This is a genomic window from Thermoplasmatales archaeon (assembly GCA_014361245.1).
GTDB lineage: Archaea > Thermoplasmatota > E2 > UBA202 > JdFR-43 > JACIWB01.
This window is the reverse complement of the sequence record JACIWB010000001.1, coordinates 66,890-86,205: the sequence shown is the minus strand read 5'-3', so window position 1 is coordinate 86,205 and position 19,316 is coordinate 66,890. Positions and strand designations below refer to the sequence as shown.

Genomic DNA, 19,316 nt, shown 5'->3' with positions numbered 1-19,316 from the left:
TGATATATCACCTCAATTAAATAACTTTACGATATTTTCTGATTACAAATATTATTGCAATAACGATTGCCACCAAAATAAAAATGTAGGGATATATGGATTTCTTCTCTTCCCTGATTTTTTCCACAGTTATTCCTATATATTTTTCCTCGCTATAATCTATTCCATCATAACTTCTTGCATAAATTATATGCTCTCCTTCGCCTATTCCACTTATATTAAGCAAATATCTCCATGAATTTTTGCCTTCCGCAGGCTGCCATTGCCCGCCATCAATTTTTATCTCTACTCTTTGTATTGTATCATTTCCATCTTCATCGCTTGCAAATCCCTCAATCAGTATATTTTCAGATATTTTAATGCCACTAAATGGATTAACAATTGTTACAACTGGCTTATGATTTTGCAAAACCCTTATTGTTATTTCTGTATCATCGCTTGCCCCCTTATCATCTCTAACTATTAGCCTTGCTGTATAATTTCCAGGCGTTGTATAGACATGCTGCTTTGTTGAAGGAGGAGGACCAGAGCCATTATATTCAGCAATTCCATCATTATCTACATCAAGCTCCCAGCTTGCTATGCTTCCATCGTCGCTTGCATTCATTATAAAATTAACATGAAGAGGAGCATATCCCTGGCTAATATTTGCATTCAATGAGCATGTTGGCGGCTGATTGGCTGGTGGAGGAGGTGGAGGAATATATGACATAGTTGTAAAACTCCATGTATCTGATGAATTCTCATATTGCCCATCTTTTGCAACCACTCGCCAGTAATAAGTTGTTTCATAACTTAATTCTGGATTATAGCTTTTTGTTGTAACAGTTGCCACTTTTGGTGGATTTGATGAAGTTCCAAAATAAACATCATAAAAAGCATCTCCATCAACATCGATGCATTGCCATGATAAAACTGCATTTATGCCAACATTTGTTGCCCCATTTGCTGGATTTGGCGATGCTGGCTTTTGAGGAGGGTCATTTGCTGGATTTATTGTAATATAAACTTTTGCTATGTTGCTATATGCTTGTCCATCATATGCTTTATAAGTAAAGCTATCCGAGCCATAGTAATTTGATTTAGGAATATAGGTAAATGAGCCATTTGAATTAAAGATTAAGCTTCCATGGCTTGGTTCACTAACAAGAATTGCAGATAAGGTATCTTCATCTGCATCGGTATCGTTTCCAAGAACTCCAGGGGCATTTACAACAAGCATAATATCTTCATTTGTTGAATAATAATCATCATTTGCAACTGGTGCATGATTTACGGTTGGAAATGATTGAGTTGTAAATCTCCATATATCTGATGAATTTTCAGTGATGCTATCATTTGCACCTGCATACCATTCATATGTTGTGCCATATTCAAGATTATACCATGTTATGGAGGTATCTGTGTTATTCCCTACACCTGTATTTATGCCAAGCAGTTGCCATGTTGAGTTTCCTAATTTGCGACCATAGAATTTAACACTCATTGAATTTCCATCCACATCAACAACATGAACAGTTAATGTTTGATTTATGCTTACATCAGCTGAATTATTTGCTGGGCTTACTAAAGATGGTTTATTTGGCGGATGGTTTACTAGATTTATTGTAATATTTACCCATGCTTCATTGCTTTCTGCTCCATCATTATCCTTTACTTTATATTTGAATGAATCTGAGCCATAATAATCTTCATCTGGAGTATATTTAATTGTTCCATTTGAATAAACATTTAAACTTCCATGAGATGGATTTTGAGTTATTGATATGCTTGTTAAATCTATGCTTCCATCTATATCATAATCATTTGATGTTAAATTTATCAAAACAGGTGTATCTTCACTTGTGCTTGCTGTATCATCAACTGCAAAAGGGGCATCATTTACCGCTGTTATATTTATATAAACTGTTGCAATGTTGCTATCCGCTTGTCCATCATATGCTTTATAAGTAAAGCTATCTTGCCCATAATAATTTGGTTGAGGAGCATAGATAAATGAGCCATTTGAATTAAATGATAAGCTTCCATGGCTTGGCTCACTAACAAGAATTGCAGATAAGGTATCTCCATCTGCATCATAATCATTTTCAAGAACTCCAGGAGCAATTGCAACAAGCATAATATCTTCATTTGTTGTATAATAATCATCATTTGCGACTGGCGGGCGGGAGGAGATTAAAATTGTTTTATTCATTATATATGGAGATATTTCTTCATAAAATCCGCTTAATGTAGCATTTGATATATTGATATTTGTGCTACCTAAATTTTTTACTCTAAATTTTATTTTTGCTATGCATCCGCTACCGCTTGCATTTGTAAGAGCAACAATCTTTATTCCGTCCGCAAATTCATTGAAATAGATACAAACTTCATCTCCTCCTATAGAGCCGTTCTCAATCTCGATGAATTCTATAAAATATTTGTCGAATATCAATTCAAAATTCGTTGCATTTAAAAAACTTACATTTGAAATATTTATAAAAGCATAAAAATATCCACTTGCAATATCTGGTGCGTCTATTTTAAGGCAAGTAGGTGTAGCAACTATATTTTTTCCATTCCATGAAACATTTATTTCATTTCCATAGAAATCGCTCATGTTTCCTTCAATTGATATATATGATAAGCCACTTGCAATGCATCTAAACTTAATTTTTGATAGGTAACCAGAGCCATTTAAAGGATTAAGAGAAGCGTCGCTTACAATTTTGCATTCCCCATCCTTTATTGAATAATTGCAGTTTATCTCACTCCCATTTATATTTCCGTTCTCTACTGCTTCAACTGCAAAAATTGACGAATTGTAAAAAATTGAATAATCTGCTGAATTAAACATTTCAACATTTTCAACATTTACATATAAGTAAAAGTTATTTTCAACTAAAACAACTGATGGAGCATCTATAAAGACATCTCCTCTTGCAATAATTGGAATAAAAAGCAGTGCAAGAATAACTAATTTTTTCATATTCCCAGTATCTTATTTATCAATTCATTTAAATCTTCCGCATTTATTTTTCCATTGCCGTCCAAATCCGCCGTAATTGTTTCCTCATCAATTCCTGCAATTATTCTTTCTATTTTTGTTATATCAAGAGCATTTATTTTTCCATCCATGTTTGCATCTCCTCTTGAAAAAACATTTATTTCCCTTTCCTTAGATGAGCTTTTTCCATATAAATCATTTACTGTTAGATTTACAGTATAAACTCCTGCTTTTTCATATACATGTGTTGCATTTCTTTCATAACTCACATTTCCATCTCCAAAATCCCATAGCCATGAAACTATTTCACCAGATGAATTATCGTAGAAATAAGCCAACTCTTTTTCTAAAATGAAAGAGGTTATAAAATCCGCATAAATATCGCTTTTTGTTCTAAAGACAAGGATTGGCGAGGAAGCGTTTATTTTCCCATCGCTAACTTCTACAAACCATGAATAATTTTTTCCGTAATCAAGAGACAAGTTGATGCTCACAACTCCATTTCTTGAATTTAAAATAAAAATTTCATCATTTATATGGAATTTTACGATAAGCAAATCATTGTCTTCATCATATACTTCCGCCATTAAAGAAATGTTGGTATCTACAAGCGAATTATTTTCTGGATAAAGAATACTCACATATGGCTGATGATTTTCTTTTTCAAGCGTTAAAAAATTTTTAATTTCTCCATATGCTATTCCACCGTTTGAACCAACAGCAACAGCCCTATAATTATATTCCCTTCCACTTTCAAGCCCTTCAATCGTATAATTTAAGGAGCAATTTTCCTCAACAATCATAACTTCAGATGAGATTTTTTCACCGTCCCAAACCTCAAACCATAGATAACAGAAATCATTTGCTCCAAGAGAAACATTGCATTGAAACGTTGCATTATTGAAAGAAGGAAGCGCATCTTCTCCCGCCAATGAGGGCGCTGGCGGCGCCGAGCTCGTTGTGAAAGACAAGTTTGTGCCGTAGGATGTGCCCTGGCTATTCCTCACAACAGCCCTATAATAATATCTTGTGTTGCTTTCCAGGCCAGAGATGGTTTCATTAAAAATTCCTGGTGAGTTGAGTGCCTTTTCTTCTGTTCTATAAATTGTTTCATTTCCTTCCTTCCAATATTCAAAGCAAACATAGCATATTTCGCCCCCTGTATCAACCAGATTTGCAGTAAGTATTATGGCATAATTTGAAATTGAAGTTTCAATGCTTGCTTTTGTAGAATTTGTCTTGAATGTTTTATCACTTCCATAAGAAGTTCCTTTGCTATTTCTTGCAACAGCCCTGAAATGATATGTTTTTCCTGGAGTTAAATTTTCAACCTTAATCAAAAATTCTTCATCTTTATTTATAGATAAAATGCTTGTAGCAAATCCATAGGAAGTGCTTTCTCCATATTCAAACCATATTTGGCAATATTCATCTCCCCCTCTATCCTCTAACTCCCCTTTAAGATATGCTGAGTTGCTTGTTATATTTTCAGCAGAAATTGTTGAAACAGATGGCAAAATAACCCTTGTTGTAAAATTTTTTTCCTCTCCAAATACAGTTCCTTCGCTATTTTTGGCAATCGCCCTGAAATAATATGTTTTATTTACTTCAAGATTTGATATTGTTGAAGAAAATGAGGAAGGAGATGTCTTTATTATATGCGAAGTATTATATCTGTAATCCTCTATTTTATCATGTGAAGCATTATCATAAACAAACCATACTTCGCAACTGCTCGCCCCTACCTTGTTCAAATAACCATTTAAAGTCGCTGAATTATACGAAATATCTGTTGCATCATTTGTTGTTACTTCTGGCAGGGATGGAGATGTCCTAAATGTAACATCGTTTCCATAAAATGTTTTTCTGCTGTTTTTGGCAACAACCCTAAAATGATAGGTTGTATCAGCTTTAAGCCCGCTTACTGTTGCTGAAAAATTTGCTTGCCCATAATATGTAATCTTTGATGTCGAATATCCATAAGATAATGTTTCCCCATATTCAAACCACACTTGGCATGAAGTATCATTTAGATAAATTAACTCTCCATTTAATTTTGCGGAGCCACTTGTTATATTTTCTGCATTCAATGTTTTTGCATATGGTATGCCAACAAGAGAGAAACTAACATTTTTTGAAGCAAGAGATAAATCAAGCACAAAGCTTCTATTGTTATCCTCATTGTTATAAGAGCAGTATATCTCTATAACATCTCCATTCTGGCATTCCGCCAGGCTGCTGAGCTCCGCCTGATAAAAACCATATTCATTTGTGCTCACAATTATCTGTGTACCCCTCGTTATATCTCTGACAATTACCTGTGCCCAGGAAACAGCATTTCCCTTAGAATCCTTTATATACCCATACACTGGAAATGGCTGGTCCAGTCCAACGCTGCTTATGCTCGCCATCGCCAGCAACACACACACAATTATACTTCCTATTTTCTTCATTTTATCACCTCAATCAAAAATTCACCACTTATTGCGACTCTTAAAACAATTGTATCTCCAGGATAAACCATAAAATCATAAGAAGGAGGAGATATACCAACTATATAGCTATCAAATGCTCCCTTGCTTACATTCCATTTGCTTATCACGCTTCCATCTGGCATTATCTCACTTCCTATAATTTCAGCAATTTGAGAAGCATTTACAGAATAAAAAGCACTCCATGAAAAATGATTTACCACATTATTTTCATTTTTTGTAACATTGACAATTCTGCTTGTTACAGGAAATGCATCCTCTATAAAATATCCACTTTCTGCAACTCTCAGCACAATTACATCATAGGGATAAACCATAAAATCATAAGAAGGAGGGGATATACCAACTATATAGCTATCAAATGCTCCCTTGCTTACATTCCATTTGCTTATAACACTTCCATTTGGCATTATCTCACCTCCTATAATTTCAGCAATTTCAGATGCTTTTTTTTCATTCCCAAACCATGGTAGATAATTAACAACATTTTTCTCGTTTTTTACTATTTCTATTTTTGTTCCTACCTGTATGATTTTTGATATGCTTGCGTTTCTGCTTCCATTAAAAATAGTAAGGGTTACATTATAATAACTTCCTATCTGATAAACATGCTTTGGATTCTTTTCATAACTTATGCTTCCATCTCCAAAATCCCATAGCCATGAAGTTGCACCATATGATAAATCAAAAAAACTTATTTCTTCTTTTGAACAAGGATTTTCATTCAATATTGTAAAGTTTGCAATCAAAATTTCTTCACTTATGTAAATTTCTTTCGAAATTGTTGAATTCTTCCCTTCATTATCCTTTATAGTTAAAACCACAATGTAATTTCCTCCGCTATTATATCTATGAGTTGAATTTTTTTCATAACTTATGTTTCCGTCTCCAAATTCCCATGTATAATTAACAATGAAGCCATCCAAATCATAACTTAAATCAAAGAAATAGACTGTATCATTAATTTTTGGATTCAGTGGTTCCCATTCAAAATCTGCAACAGGAACATCATTTATGCTGTTTATTGTAATATTTACCCATGCTTCATTGCTCCAAGCATTGCTATTATCCTTTACCTTATATTTGAATGAATCTATGCCGTAATAATCTTCATCTGGAGTATATTTAATTGTTCCATTTGAATAAACATTTACGCTTCCATGAAACGGATTCTGGGTTATTGTTACACTGCTTTCATTTATGCTTCCATCTATATCATAGTCATTTGATGTTATATCTATATAAATCGAAGTGTCTTCATCAGTTATTGCATGATCATCATTTGCAACTGGAAAATATGTAACAATGAAAGAGTAATAGGAAGTTGAATTTTTATTATTTGATAAATCTTCAGCAATTATGTAAAAACTATAGTTTCCGCTTGATAGATTTTCATTTATATAAAATAGATTTCCGTATCCATTCATAATTTTTTCAATTCCACTTATATTTATCTTTACTTCCTTTATTCCTCTATTATCAAAAACATTGCATGATATATTAACTTCTTCTGGCTGGCAGATTTCCTCAAAAATCAGATTTTTTATTTCCGGAAGCAGAGTATCGATAATCTCAAATGAATAATTTGTAGATATATTAAAGAAGCCATTTATATCTTCTGCATATATATAAAATGCATGCAAACCCATATCAAATGTTGAATTGTAATAATAGATGCCGTTTCCTTTCTCATCAACAATTCCACTCATTGAAAAATTGCCATCTGAAAAAACTATCCTCGTTTCCTTTACCGCAATATTATCATAAACATAGCATGAGATATTCAACGGCAGGCCATACTGCTGCACACTTTGCAACCTCACATTCTCTATGCGGGGCGGCTCAGGCGGCACAATTATGGTGAAGTTAAGGGCTTGCGAGATGTTGGAGTTGTTGCTCGTGTCCTTTGCAAAAATGAAGAAGGTGTGATTTCCCTCCTGATTGCACTGAATTTTGTAGTAATATTTTTCCGCGAGTAGCATGCTTTCATTTATTTGGCTTCCATTTGGCATGGTTATGATTATTCTTGCTTCGCTGACCTCAACATCGTCAAAAATGTCACATGAAATATTTACTTCATTTCCTATTTCCTGAGGATTTGGATGGACAGATAAATTTTCTATTGAAGGAGGGTATATATCTATGACTTCTATCTGCTTGCTTGTTGTATTTTTTGCGTAGTCATCATCATAAACAGTGAGAGTTATATTGAAAATACCATTTCTCCTATATACATGCTTTGGATTTTTATGCTCTTCCTTTCCACCAGATAAATTTGTTCCATCCCCAAAATCCCATTCCCATATTTTTATGCTCCCATCCGCATCGCTTGATAAATCATAAAAACTGACTTCCTCGCCAACTATCGGATTTTCTGGCTGAAATGTGAAATTTGCAAAGGGAATTATATTTGAAACAGTAATATTTTTTTCAATGCTTGAGTATGCTCCATCGTTGTCATATACTGTAAGCTTAACTATGTAATTTCCATCATTGCTATAGATATGCTCCGCAATCTCACCATAAGCAATGCTTCCGTCTCCAAATTGCCATGTATAATTAACAATGGAGCCATCCAAATCATAGCTTGAAGAAGCATTAAATGTTATTATATCCAAATCTGTTGGATTTAATGGCTCATAGGTGAAGTTTGCAATAGGGGGAAATGTTACAAAAAATTCATAAATTGAAGAATTGTTAAAATTATTACAAAAATCGCTTGTTAAAATTTTAAATTCATATGTTCCATTTATAACTAAAGATTGATTTATAAAAAATGTGTTGTTTATTTTACTCATAGATATATTGGATACTACTCCAGTAGGAAAATGTAGTTCAACAAATGAATTATTTACAGCATAATTATCGTATATTTCGCATGAAATATTTACATACCCTCCTACAAATTTTATTTCGGGAGAAATTGAAATATTTTTTATCTGAGGAGGGGTTGTATCAACTACTGAAAAAGTGTAATAGGATGAATTATTTTTGTTTGAATTTATGTCTTCAACCCATATGTAGTAGGAATAGTTAGAAATGTATGGAGGAGTAAAATAATAGCAGTATAAACCATTTCCATTCTCATCTGTGCTTATTTTTTCCATTGTATAATTTCCTACTAAAAAATCATCTCTTTTTATTATTGTTTTTACATCTCCAACGCCTACATTATCATTCACATAACAAGATATATTTACTGTTTTTGGATACTCCTGTATGCTTGGTAAGGCATTTACATTTGATATTTTAGGTAACTCCTGTGGAAGAGAAACAGAAAAATTATAAAGTAAAGAAGAGTTTGTATTATTAAATAAATCATTTGCAATGATGAAAAAGCTATAATTTCCATATATAGGGCAATTAACCACATAAAAATAAACACTACCAAAGATTTGGTTCATGTCAGCAACTAATGATGTACTATCTGGAAAAGTTATATTTATCTTTACATCCCCAACCCCCAAATTATCTGTAACAATGGAAGTTATATTGGTGTATCCATTTAATTCCTGCACCACAGGGTGGATATTAATACTTTCAATTCTTGGAGGAATTGTATCCGTAATGGTGGGGTTCATAAGAGGGTGGTAATCTCTATTATTTCCCGGCGGGATAGCATAAGGAGTATCGCCTATTCCATCACCATTTCCATCGCTTCCCGTATAATCACTCCAGTAATTTCCTGCACTTCCATTATCATAGAAATTTGATGAATCATCTCTGGCATTGAAAATAGAATTTGAAAAAAAGTTGTTTAGGAATATAGTGTTGTTACTGCTACCATCAATTTTCAATCCAATATCATTTCCTGCAATAACATTATTCTCCAAGCTATTTTCGTCTGATAAAATAAGCCAAATACCATTTTCAGAAGAAGATATATTATTACCTTTTATATTGATGCTGTTAGAGGCTCTTAGATATAAACCATTTTTTAGATTGCCGGATATTTTATTAAGGATTATTTGTCCATTTTCAACAACCTGTGCGTAAATTCCATCCCTGTAGTTGTAAAATATTTCATTTTCGGAAATAGTAATATTATAAGAAAACATACTATATATCCCGTAATAGTTGTTTGTTATCGAGGATTTTTGAATAAATACATTCCCAGATGAAATTATATAAACACCGTAATAGCTATTTTTTATCTCTACTTCGCCAATGTAACAATTATTTGCTGATTTTATTTCTATTCCAGCATCTCCTTCATTCACGCCACTATTAATTATTGTAAAATTTTTTATTTCCACAGAACAATCTTCAATATGTATTACATCCCCAAACCCATTTCCATATATTATTACATCATCCTTGTTTTCTCCAAGCAGTTTTATATTTTTATTTATGAAAATATTTTCGTAATATATTCCAGAATAAACAAATATTGTGTCTCCATTCCCAGCATAATTTATTGCTTGCTGAATACTAGTGAAACCACCGTTTCCAACATAGATTATACCTGCTTTTCCATATATAGTCCCAATTATTGGGAATGATACAATCAGTAACAACGCAGTAACAACATATGAAAGAAATTTATTTTTTATTATCTTTCTCATATTATATCGGATTCATGAGAGGATAATTATCTTTATTGTTTCCTCCAGGAATTGAATAAGGAGTATCGCCTATTCCGTCACCATTTCCATCGCTTCCTGTATAATCACTCCAGTAATTTCCAAAGCTTCCATTATCCCAGTAATTGTTACATTCATCATAACCATTTACTTGATTGTTTATTAGATTATTTTTATAAATATAATTTTGGTTATTTTCTTTGTTGGTTGCAAACACTATTCGAATTCCATATCCTATGGAAGAGAGGCGAGTGTTATTATGAATTGTATTATAAGTAATATTATTATTTGTTGAGTATTCTACAAAATAGATGCCATCCTGGTTGTGATGAATTGTATTTGAATATATAATGTTTAGTTTGGTTTTTTCCTGATTTGTTCCCTGTAGGGATATTCCTATATCATTCCAGTAAATATTGTTTTGAGTTATGTTATTATAAAGCGCTCTGTAGAGATACACCCCTTTACTGTTATTATGTATTTGGTTGTTATATACAATATTGCTGTTCGATTGCTCTATTAAAATTCCATTTTCTGAATTTTGATATATGTGGGTAGATGAAACATTTACATTATATGAGCCACCGCCTATGTAAACCCCATGCTGTAAGTTCTTATATAGGGTGCAGTTATTTATAAGGATATCGTGGCTTGCGGTAACATAAATAGCAGATTGGGCAGCTTCTGATATATTACAATTTTCGATTGTTACATTACTTGCTCCATTAAGATAAATTCCTTTTTTGAATTCTTTCCCTTGTGGAGAATTTGAATTTTTAATCATGGTAATATTTTTTATAAGAACATTTGATGCAGTAACAGTTATTCCGTCCTGCTGGCTAACCAATATTATGGTATCAGGTGAGCTTCCTCCTATTAGTTCCACACCATTTTTATTTATAACAATATCCTGATTACCACCTCCGTGTGTATAATATGTGCCTGGATATACATAAATAGTATCTCCTGGATTCGCCTCTTTTGTTGCATCATATATTTCATTATACCATTCGCCTTGATCTACATTATATACATGTCCCCAATATAATGTTCTGCTGAAAATTGCTGTTTCTGCCCAATTATTAGATGTATCTTTTGCAGAAAATTTGTAGTATAAAGTAGTTCCGCTTGCAGTGATATGATAGGTATATGTGTAATAGTTTCCTGTTAAACTCATTGAGTTATTTGTTTGTGAGCCATTATCTATCCAGTAAGTTACATATACATTAGCAACCGCTATATTATCAACTACCGAAGCATTAAAAATATAATCATCATTCCAGAATGCCCATTGAGAGCTGTAATCTGTGATTATAGGGGGGTCATTATCTGAAACTGTTACACTCTTCTGGTTTGTGGAATTTGCATTTCCAGAAGAATCTATAGCACAAATGATGTAGAGCATGTTATTTATTGAGTTATTGTCTAAGTTTATTGTCAAGGTGTAATTGTTATTGCCTATGTAATTAGCGGAGTTGTTTCCCTCCTTTGAACCATGAACCCAGTTTATCCAAACTGCTATACTGCCTCCGCTATCTATATTGTCCGTAACATTTACTAAAAATGTATATGGATCGCCTGTTGTTCCGCTTGAAGGAGAATAATCAACTATTTCTGGTGGGTCATTATCTTTTACTTCAGTTGTTAAAGTTCCAGTATTGTTCCAGAAATGATAAGTATCCTCCGCGGAAATAATATAATAAAGTGGAGCTAAACTATTTAGCGGGACATCTATTGTATATTCCCACACATCTCCATTTTTCTCCATACTTCCATTTGTATGCGCGCCACCGTTAAACCAGTATTCAACATATACTGCTGAAACACCATCTGAATCAATTACCTCTACTGAAAAAGTATATGGGTCGCCAGTTGTTGCTATTCCTGGACTATAATTTATTATAGGAACATCCGATACATAAACATCTTTGCTACAAGTATCCCAATTTTTTACTCCAGGAGCTACTATTGAAGAAGGATATGTTATATTCAGAGTAACTCTATATGTTGATGGATTCGAATAAGTATGTGTTGGATTTTGTTCATTACTTGTATTCCCATCTCCTAAGTCCCAATTCCATGAAATTATGTATTGTGAATATTTTGATTGATCAATAAATCTTACATAAGTATAGATGCAAGCTGGATTTGGCGTCCAGGAAAAGTCCGCGGCATTTTCCAGATCATCATCCGACTTTACTATATAATCTGTTACTCCTGGTTGAAGTACTCCAGAAAAAATTATTGAATTGCTTTCCTTATCAACTATAACTGCACTTATCTGCCAGTATGTTATATTTCCAAACACTGCGGTAGCATTTATATCAACATATTCCCCTATTTCCCATCTATGGTTTGAATTAATCTTGAAAAATTTTGCATTTTCTCCCATTTCTTCGTTCTCATCAAAAGAAAATGATGAGCTATTTTTTTCTCCTTTCCATACAACTATTCTCAAATTTTGCAATTCAAGGCTTTTTCCTCCCTTATGCTCTATTACCACATGCTCTATTTCATTTACATATCCAACGAGAGTTACATTTGGAGTATTTTCTGGCTGATTTATTGAAAATACATATACTGCAACAACTGAGAATGTGCTTATTGCGATTGCAAGAAGCAATATAGTTCCAACTACTTCCGATACCCCACTATTCCCAAACCCAAATATTTTTGCTTTTTTCATTTTTCCACCATTTTGCTAACTTTTTGCTAACAATATAATGTCTTCAAATATATAAATATTTTGTTATTTAACTTTTTCCTTCCCAAGAACCATAAATTATATAATTCATTTTTTAATAAGGGAATGTGAAAATGAAAATAAAAGCCTTTATTGTTGTTATGCTGTTAGCGTTGCCGATTATAAATGCACAAGGAAAACCAGACCTTTATATAGTAAGATATCGCTACTCTCCAGATAAAATATATGAAGGTGACCAGCTTAGAATAAATGTTACAGTTGGAAATAAAGGCAATGAGAAAGCGGAAAATATTGCCCTTGCTCTTTTTGTGGATAATTCAACAAACAAAGTAGATGAAGTAACAATACCTTTGATTAACGCAAGCGAGGAAAAAGAAAAAACATTATACTGGTTTGCAGAAAGAGGGGAGCATACTCTATACATATTTGTTGACTATACAGGGACAATAGATGAACTCAGCGAAGATAACAACATCCTAACCCTCCAAGTTGAGGTTGCCCAGCCATCCTATCCACAATTCCCGCCCATGCCAGAGCAGGCGGAATGGTGGGACGGCGGGTGGCATTATAGAGTTCCGCTTATTGTTTCAATGATTGGGGAAAGAGAAAACTATCCTTTTGAAAATAAGGTGGTTTTCTGCAATATCAACTTTACATCACTTATGGATAAAATATATGAACTGCAGGCGGGGAGCTTTGCCAAAAGAAATTTTTATCCTGATTCTGTTAGAGTTGTTGAATATGAATTGAAAAATAATACATGGGTTGTCAAAAATGTTGTTGGAAGTGAAATTGTTCTTGGAAATGACTATGATGCGTATAAAAATGCAAATCTAACAATAATATGGGTTATGGAAGGAGAGGCAAGGCCACATGAAAGAAGATTCTATTATATATACTGGGACACTGTTGAAAATGGAGTTAAGGAAGGAGATTTTGGAAAAATATATTCTGGAATAAAAAATTGTGAATTTGAAGGGCAAACCTCATGGAAAAATACAAGCGAGGGGACAATTAAATGGAATATGAGCTACTATACTGACCCTGTTGAAAAGGATAACTGCTATAGGATATATGCAAAAGGAATTTATGGAGCGGGCTATTTATGGACAGCAAGTTATGCAAAACTATATCAGGATTTTAAAATTCCAGATGAAGGCTTGGGCTATTATACCCTTCATTCAAAAATTTATTTTTCATCAGATATAGATGCAATGTGGAAAATAACAATAGATGGACAGAGCATTGAAAGTGGCTATTCAACTGGGGGATGGAAGGAAATAACAAAAAATATTACGGCTTATTTAAAGGGGAAAAATTATGCAACCATCTCCTTTATAATAGATGTTCCATCAACAATATTTGATACAAAAGAGCATGAAATTCTGTGTTATATAGATGCCTGCTGGATAGAAACTCAAAATCTGGAATATAATTTATTTTCAAATAACTCTCATGGCTGGAGTGGAAAACTAAAAGAGATGAAAGAAAATTATATTATAGGTGTAGCGGGAAATGACACAATAAACAAAATAGAAATAGAAAGCAATGCTGAATTAAATGAAGTTGTTGCAATTCTTTATTCTCCGGAAGGAAAAATTGTATCATATTCAATGCCAATAAGTGACCCGAGTTTTGAAAAAGATGACTCAACCGCTTTATTTTCAAATAACGAATGGACTGCAAGTTCAAAATTAAGCAACATTGCAAATTCTGGAGCAAGAGCAATTGAACTAAAATTGAATAACTATATAGGAAAATGGGAATTTCAGAATAGAAAAGTTAATTCAAATGATTCATGTGGTTTGAAGCAAAACATTACCTATGAAATACCGCTTTCAAACATTCCCTCTCTTTATTTCTGGTATAGGATTGATAAATATAACTCAAAAAGCTCCCTTATCTATACTCTTTATATATCAGGCTCTTCTCCAAAATCAATTGAAATTCCAATGACTACACTAACAGCTGACAAGAGATGGCATAGATATGATATACCGAAGGAAAAAATAAATGAATGGCGTCAGAGCGGCGGCTCCGTGAGCGCGATAGAAATAAAAATTGTTGCAAAAGCTGAGGAGGCGGAAAATACGGTGTATATTGATGACCTTGGCTATTCATTCATGCCATCTATAGACAGGAAAATATGGAATATAGAAAATTTTTACAGGTTTGTTGATAATCCAGGGAAATGGAGGGCGGATATAATAATGGTAGATGGCTCGGATTACAGAATAGAAAATACTGTTTTTATTGATGTTGATACCGCTCCTGATTTAACTATAACAAAAATTGATTGCCAGCAGAATTGTAAGGAAGGAGAAAAATTAGATTTTGCTGTCTATGCAAAAAATAACGGTATAAAAGATATAAATGAAAGTGCTCCAATAAATGTTTCTTTACTTATATATCAGGGAAATACCTCCTATAAGTTTGTTAAATCAATAAATGGATTAAAGATAAATGAAATAAAAGAAATAAATTTTGAATGGACTGCAAGTTATGGGATGGAAGAATACAATGGGAGATGGGAAGTAATTGCAAGGATAAATGAGAAAGGAGAAATTGTTGAAAAGGATATGAGCAATAACTGGTGGCATACCTATCTAATTGTTGAACCAATGCCTGATTTAGGGATAAATATGGATGATGTTCTTTTTGAGCCGTCAAATCCTGAAGAAAATTCAACATTCAATATTTCAATAATTGTTCATAATGTTGGATATAAAAATGCAACAGCAAAAATATCTTTATATTCAAAAAAGACAGTAGATGATAAATTCGTTTTAATTCAAAATTCAACAGTAGAAAAATTCATAGAAAAGAAAAAATGGGAAAGAGTTGTTATACCTTGCAAGATGGAGAAAGGAAAATATAACATACTGATAGAAGTAATATGTGAGGGGGAAGTAAATCTTGAAAACAATTATGTTATAAAGGATATAAAAATTGGTGAGATAGATGATTTTACACCTCCATTAATAGAAGGAATAAGAAATGAACCAGATATGCAGGGAATCGGAAAATATGTGAATATATCCGCAAGAATATACGACAATGAAACATCAATTGATAAAGCATATGTTGTTCTTGGGGAAAATGAATATATAATGAAAAGGTTTGGTTGCACAGATATATATTATGCAAACCTCATGTTCAATGAAATTGGATTTTACGAATTCTTCATAATGGCCTTTGACACTTCAATTGAGCAAAATTATGTGGAAAGCAATAAAAGCGGGTTCAGGATAATTTATGAAGGAATAGAAACAAACCCGCCAAACATAACTGGCGTTACCATAAGCCCGCCTGGCGCAAGGCAGGTAGTGGGGGAGAAAATAAATATCTCCGCTTATGTTGATGATGAAAGTGGAGTTAAGGATGTTTTTGTTGTTATAGATGGGAAAGAATACGCGATGATAAAGGGTACGGGTAAAATATATTACTATGAAAATTCATTTAATAAAAGCAGTAGATATTCATTCTTTATAAAAGCAGTTGATAAGTCTGCAAATTCAAACACTGCAAACTCTGAAACATATTATTTCGAAATTCCCTATGACTATGATTTTGATGATATTCCAGATGAAATAGAAATTGCAATTGGAGGAAATCCAAAGAATGCAAGCCAGACAGTAAATGTTAGTGATGAAAATTTAAATGGCTATCTAATATGGATAGAAAGCGAAGGAACATACATCTACTGGAATAAGGATAAGAATGAAACATATCAGACAAAAGAGATAGATGTGGATGGGGATGGAATGCCTGATTATGTTTTTGATAGAGACGGAGACGGGGAGATAGATTACTGCTACAATAAAGTAACTAATTTACTTATTCCTTATAAAGAGGCAAAGGAAGAGAAAGTTAAAACAGATACTGTATGGTTTATTCCTCCATTATTGCTATTCATAGTGGTTTGCACACTATTTATCTTTATAAAGAGGAAAAAATAAGACGGAGATAAGGGATAAAAATAATGGATAATATCATGAACAATATTATTATTGATACAGATTTTGATGCTATGGAAGAAATTTTTTCCCCCTTTCTGCTTTTTGAAAATAAAAAGGAGATACCATCTTTAAATATATAGCCACCATCCAGGGGTAGCAAAGGAAGAGAATTAAATGTTCCAAGAGCAAAATTTAGCCAGAAAATCCAGTAAATTAAATTATATGATACCCAGAAAATTGAAGAGCAGGAAAATGCATTTGCCAAATCTTTTGGAAAAGGAGATAAACCAGCAAATGGAAATGTCAAAAAGGCAAGAAATTTATCCATGTAAGAATTAAAGTTGTTTTTGGAAAGAGGATTTAAAAGATTTTTATAATACTCGGGCTCAATAACTATATCATCAAGTCCTGCAACTGAAATTCCTAAAAATCCTTTTCCATTGTCTTCATTTTTTCTGGTGTAATTATATTTATTTTCAAGAGGTAAAGTTACATTTCTGAAGCCATTTAAAAAATATTTTATTTCTATTTGCTGGTATGCTTTTGTATCATTCATTACCATTTGAAAATCACTCCAGTTCCTTATTTTAGTCCCGTTAATTTCATATAAAATACTTCCTTCAGCAATTCCATATCTTTCAGCTGGATAATTTTTTTCAACATTTGTTACATATGCTCCAAAAACTACTTTTTTATCAGAAATTAAATATTCATTTCCAGGTATCATTTCCCTTTCTATCTCATAAAAATCTTTCAAGCTACTTATTTTTCTTCCGTCTATATTGCTTATTATATTGCCCCTTTCCATTCCAAATGCAGAATAATTTATAATTACTCCCTCCTCCTTAGCAATAATATTCATTGATAAAAATGAAAGCAATAATATACATATTATTGCAACAATTATATTTGAGGCTGGTCCTGAAGCAAAAACTCTGCTTCTCTTTATTTTTTTAACTCTTTTCAACCTCTCTTCATCCGGCTCAACAAATGCTCCTATGGGGAAAATAAGGAAAATGAGCCCAAGTGACTTTATTTTCAGCCCCCCATATCTTGCAAGTATCCCATGAGAAAATTCATGTATTATTATTGCAATTGCAAGAGCCGTCACTCCATATCCAACAGGTATAATTGGATTTACCCCCGGTATCCCAAGCATGAGCCTCGGGGAGGGCGCCATGGCTGGCGGGATGATAAAAGAAAGAATTGCATTCCTTAAAATAAGATAGGTTGTTGCTATCATCGCTAAAAAACAGATTAAAATTGATAAATTTCCATAATATTTCCAGTCAACTTTTTTTGATATTCTGTCAATTAAATTTTTACCCTTTTCAGTTTTCCATATCAGCAGTGGGAAGGATGCCTCAAGCCCGTATTTTTTACCAATTTTTTTTAACGAATAAATGAGAATAAACCATAGTGCAAATATGATAAAAATATAGAAAAATATTTCATTCTTTTCCATAGATATCCTCAAGTATGTGATATAATACGCTTCCGATAAAAGCAACGAGTATTCCACCTGTAATTTTTGCAAGAAATGGAACTGATAGAACATATTCACTGAATATTGAGTGTATTGATTTCTCTCTTATTATTTCAAGAAGAATTGTAAGTGAGGCAGAAAAAATTAAACCAAATGCTACAAGTGAGAAGGGGACTATTGAATAGCTCCATAAAACTCTCCTCTCTTTAAAATAAACATCTATGAACCTTCCCAAAGCAATATTTAGAATTGCTATTATGATCCACCATATTGTATCATTTAAAAATTTTATAACATATTCTAAAGTTTTTAAATTAGCATTTTTAAGCAACTCTACTTCTGATACAAAAGCAAGAATTATTATAAAAAAAGAGAGTATTGTAGAAAAAACAGTCATTCTCCCTATTTTTAAGCCCAAAACAAATTCCTTAAAAGCTCTTACAATAGGTTCTTCAATATGTAAAACCCTCACAAGCAGGTATGCCCCAAGAACAATAAAAATAGAGGATAAGCCGAGAGAGAATGAGCCAAATATTATTGCAAATCCCCAGATAAGCAGGATTATGGCAATAGGTAGCATAATTTTCTTCTGCAATTTCTCCTCCTTCATTAGTTTTGTGATTAAATAATATGTCCCTTCTATAGTTTGGCTCTGTTTAACAACAACCCTCTTTAAGGAATCTATTTTTACTCTGGAGCTTATTATAGGAATTATATATTCATCTTCTGCACCATCTGTAACAAGAATTACCTTATCAGGCTTTATTTTTTCCAGAACTTCGTCCAGCTGCTTTGCAAGAATTGAATCTGATACAACACCCACCCTTTTATCACCGCATATTGTTGCAATTTCTGCATTCTCTATGCTTTCACAGGTTGAGATGGCAGAAAAAAGGCAGTTTGAATCTGTATCCTCAGGGTCTTTAAGAGCTAATTTCTGGGCTGCTTCCAGATTTGCTTTCCTGCCTATTATTGGCGATGCTATGCCCGCCTTCTCACCGAAGTCGTTGTCCCTGTCTATGCAAAGAACCAGTGTTTTCATCTGAGTAAAATTGATTTACTAATAAATAACTTTTTCCATATTGTTTGCAATTTTGTTAAAG

At 32.9% G+C, this 19,316-nt stretch carries 7 protein-coding genes; 1 reads left to right on the top strand and 6 read right to left on the bottom strand.

Features of this window, described 5'->3' with window-relative positions:
- Positions 1-16: 16 nt before the first annotated feature.
- From H5T45_00420 to H5T45_00405, 4 genes are read right to left on the bottom strand one after another with little or no spacing between them, the layout of a single operon-like run.
- Complete coding sequence (locus H5T45_00420; GenBank protein ID MBC7128185.1) at positions 17-2,971, bottom strand: tandem-95 repeat protein; 2,955 nt, start codon at positions 2,969-2,971, stop codon at positions 17-19.
- Entirely contained in the window at positions 2,968-5,442 is a 2,475-nt protein-coding gene (locus H5T45_00415) for a PKD domain-containing protein (protein ID MBC7128184.1), read from the bottom strand. Before H5T45_00415 ends, H5T45_00420 begins: the two co-directional genes overlap by 4 nt.
- Positions 5,439-10,046: a PKD domain-containing protein gene (locus H5T45_00410; protein MBC7128183.1), complete on the bottom strand. Its 4,608-nt coding sequence runs from the start codon at positions 10,044-10,046 to the stop codon at positions 5,439-5,441. Before H5T45_00410 ends, H5T45_00415 begins: the two co-directional genes overlap by 4 nt.
- A 1-nt stretch (position 10,047) precedes the next feature.
- Entirely contained in the window at positions 10,048-12,750 is a 2,703-nt protein-coding gene (locus H5T45_00405) for a type IV pilin (protein MBC7128182.1), read from the bottom strand.
- 131 nt (positions 12,751-12,881) lie between these two features.
- Between H5T45_00405 and H5T45_00400 the strand changes: the two genes are divergently transcribed.
- Entirely contained in the window at positions 12,882-16,727 is a 3,846-nt protein-coding gene (locus H5T45_00400; GenBank protein MBC7128181.1) for a hypothetical protein, read from the top strand.
- Here the strand turns inward: H5T45_00400 and H5T45_00395 are convergent.
- Together H5T45_00395 and H5T45_00390 are read right to left on the bottom strand one after the other, a co-directional pair.
- Positions 16,708-18,192 carry a site-2 protease family protein gene (locus H5T45_00395; GenBank protein ID MBC7128180.1) on the bottom strand — a complete coding sequence of 495 codons (1,485 nt, stop codon included), beginning with the start codon at positions 18,190-18,192 and terminating at the stop codon, positions 16,708-16,710. The two genes, H5T45_00400 and H5T45_00395, sit on opposite strands and share 20 nt — an antisense overlap.
- Positions 18,179-19,255, bottom strand: coding sequence for a DUF373 family protein (locus H5T45_00390; protein MBC7128179.1), 1,077 nt, complete (start codon positions 19,253-19,255; stop codon positions 18,179-18,181). Before H5T45_00390 ends, H5T45_00395 begins: the two co-directional genes overlap by 14 nt.
- Between the last annotated feature and the right edge of the window lie 61 nt (positions 19,256-19,316).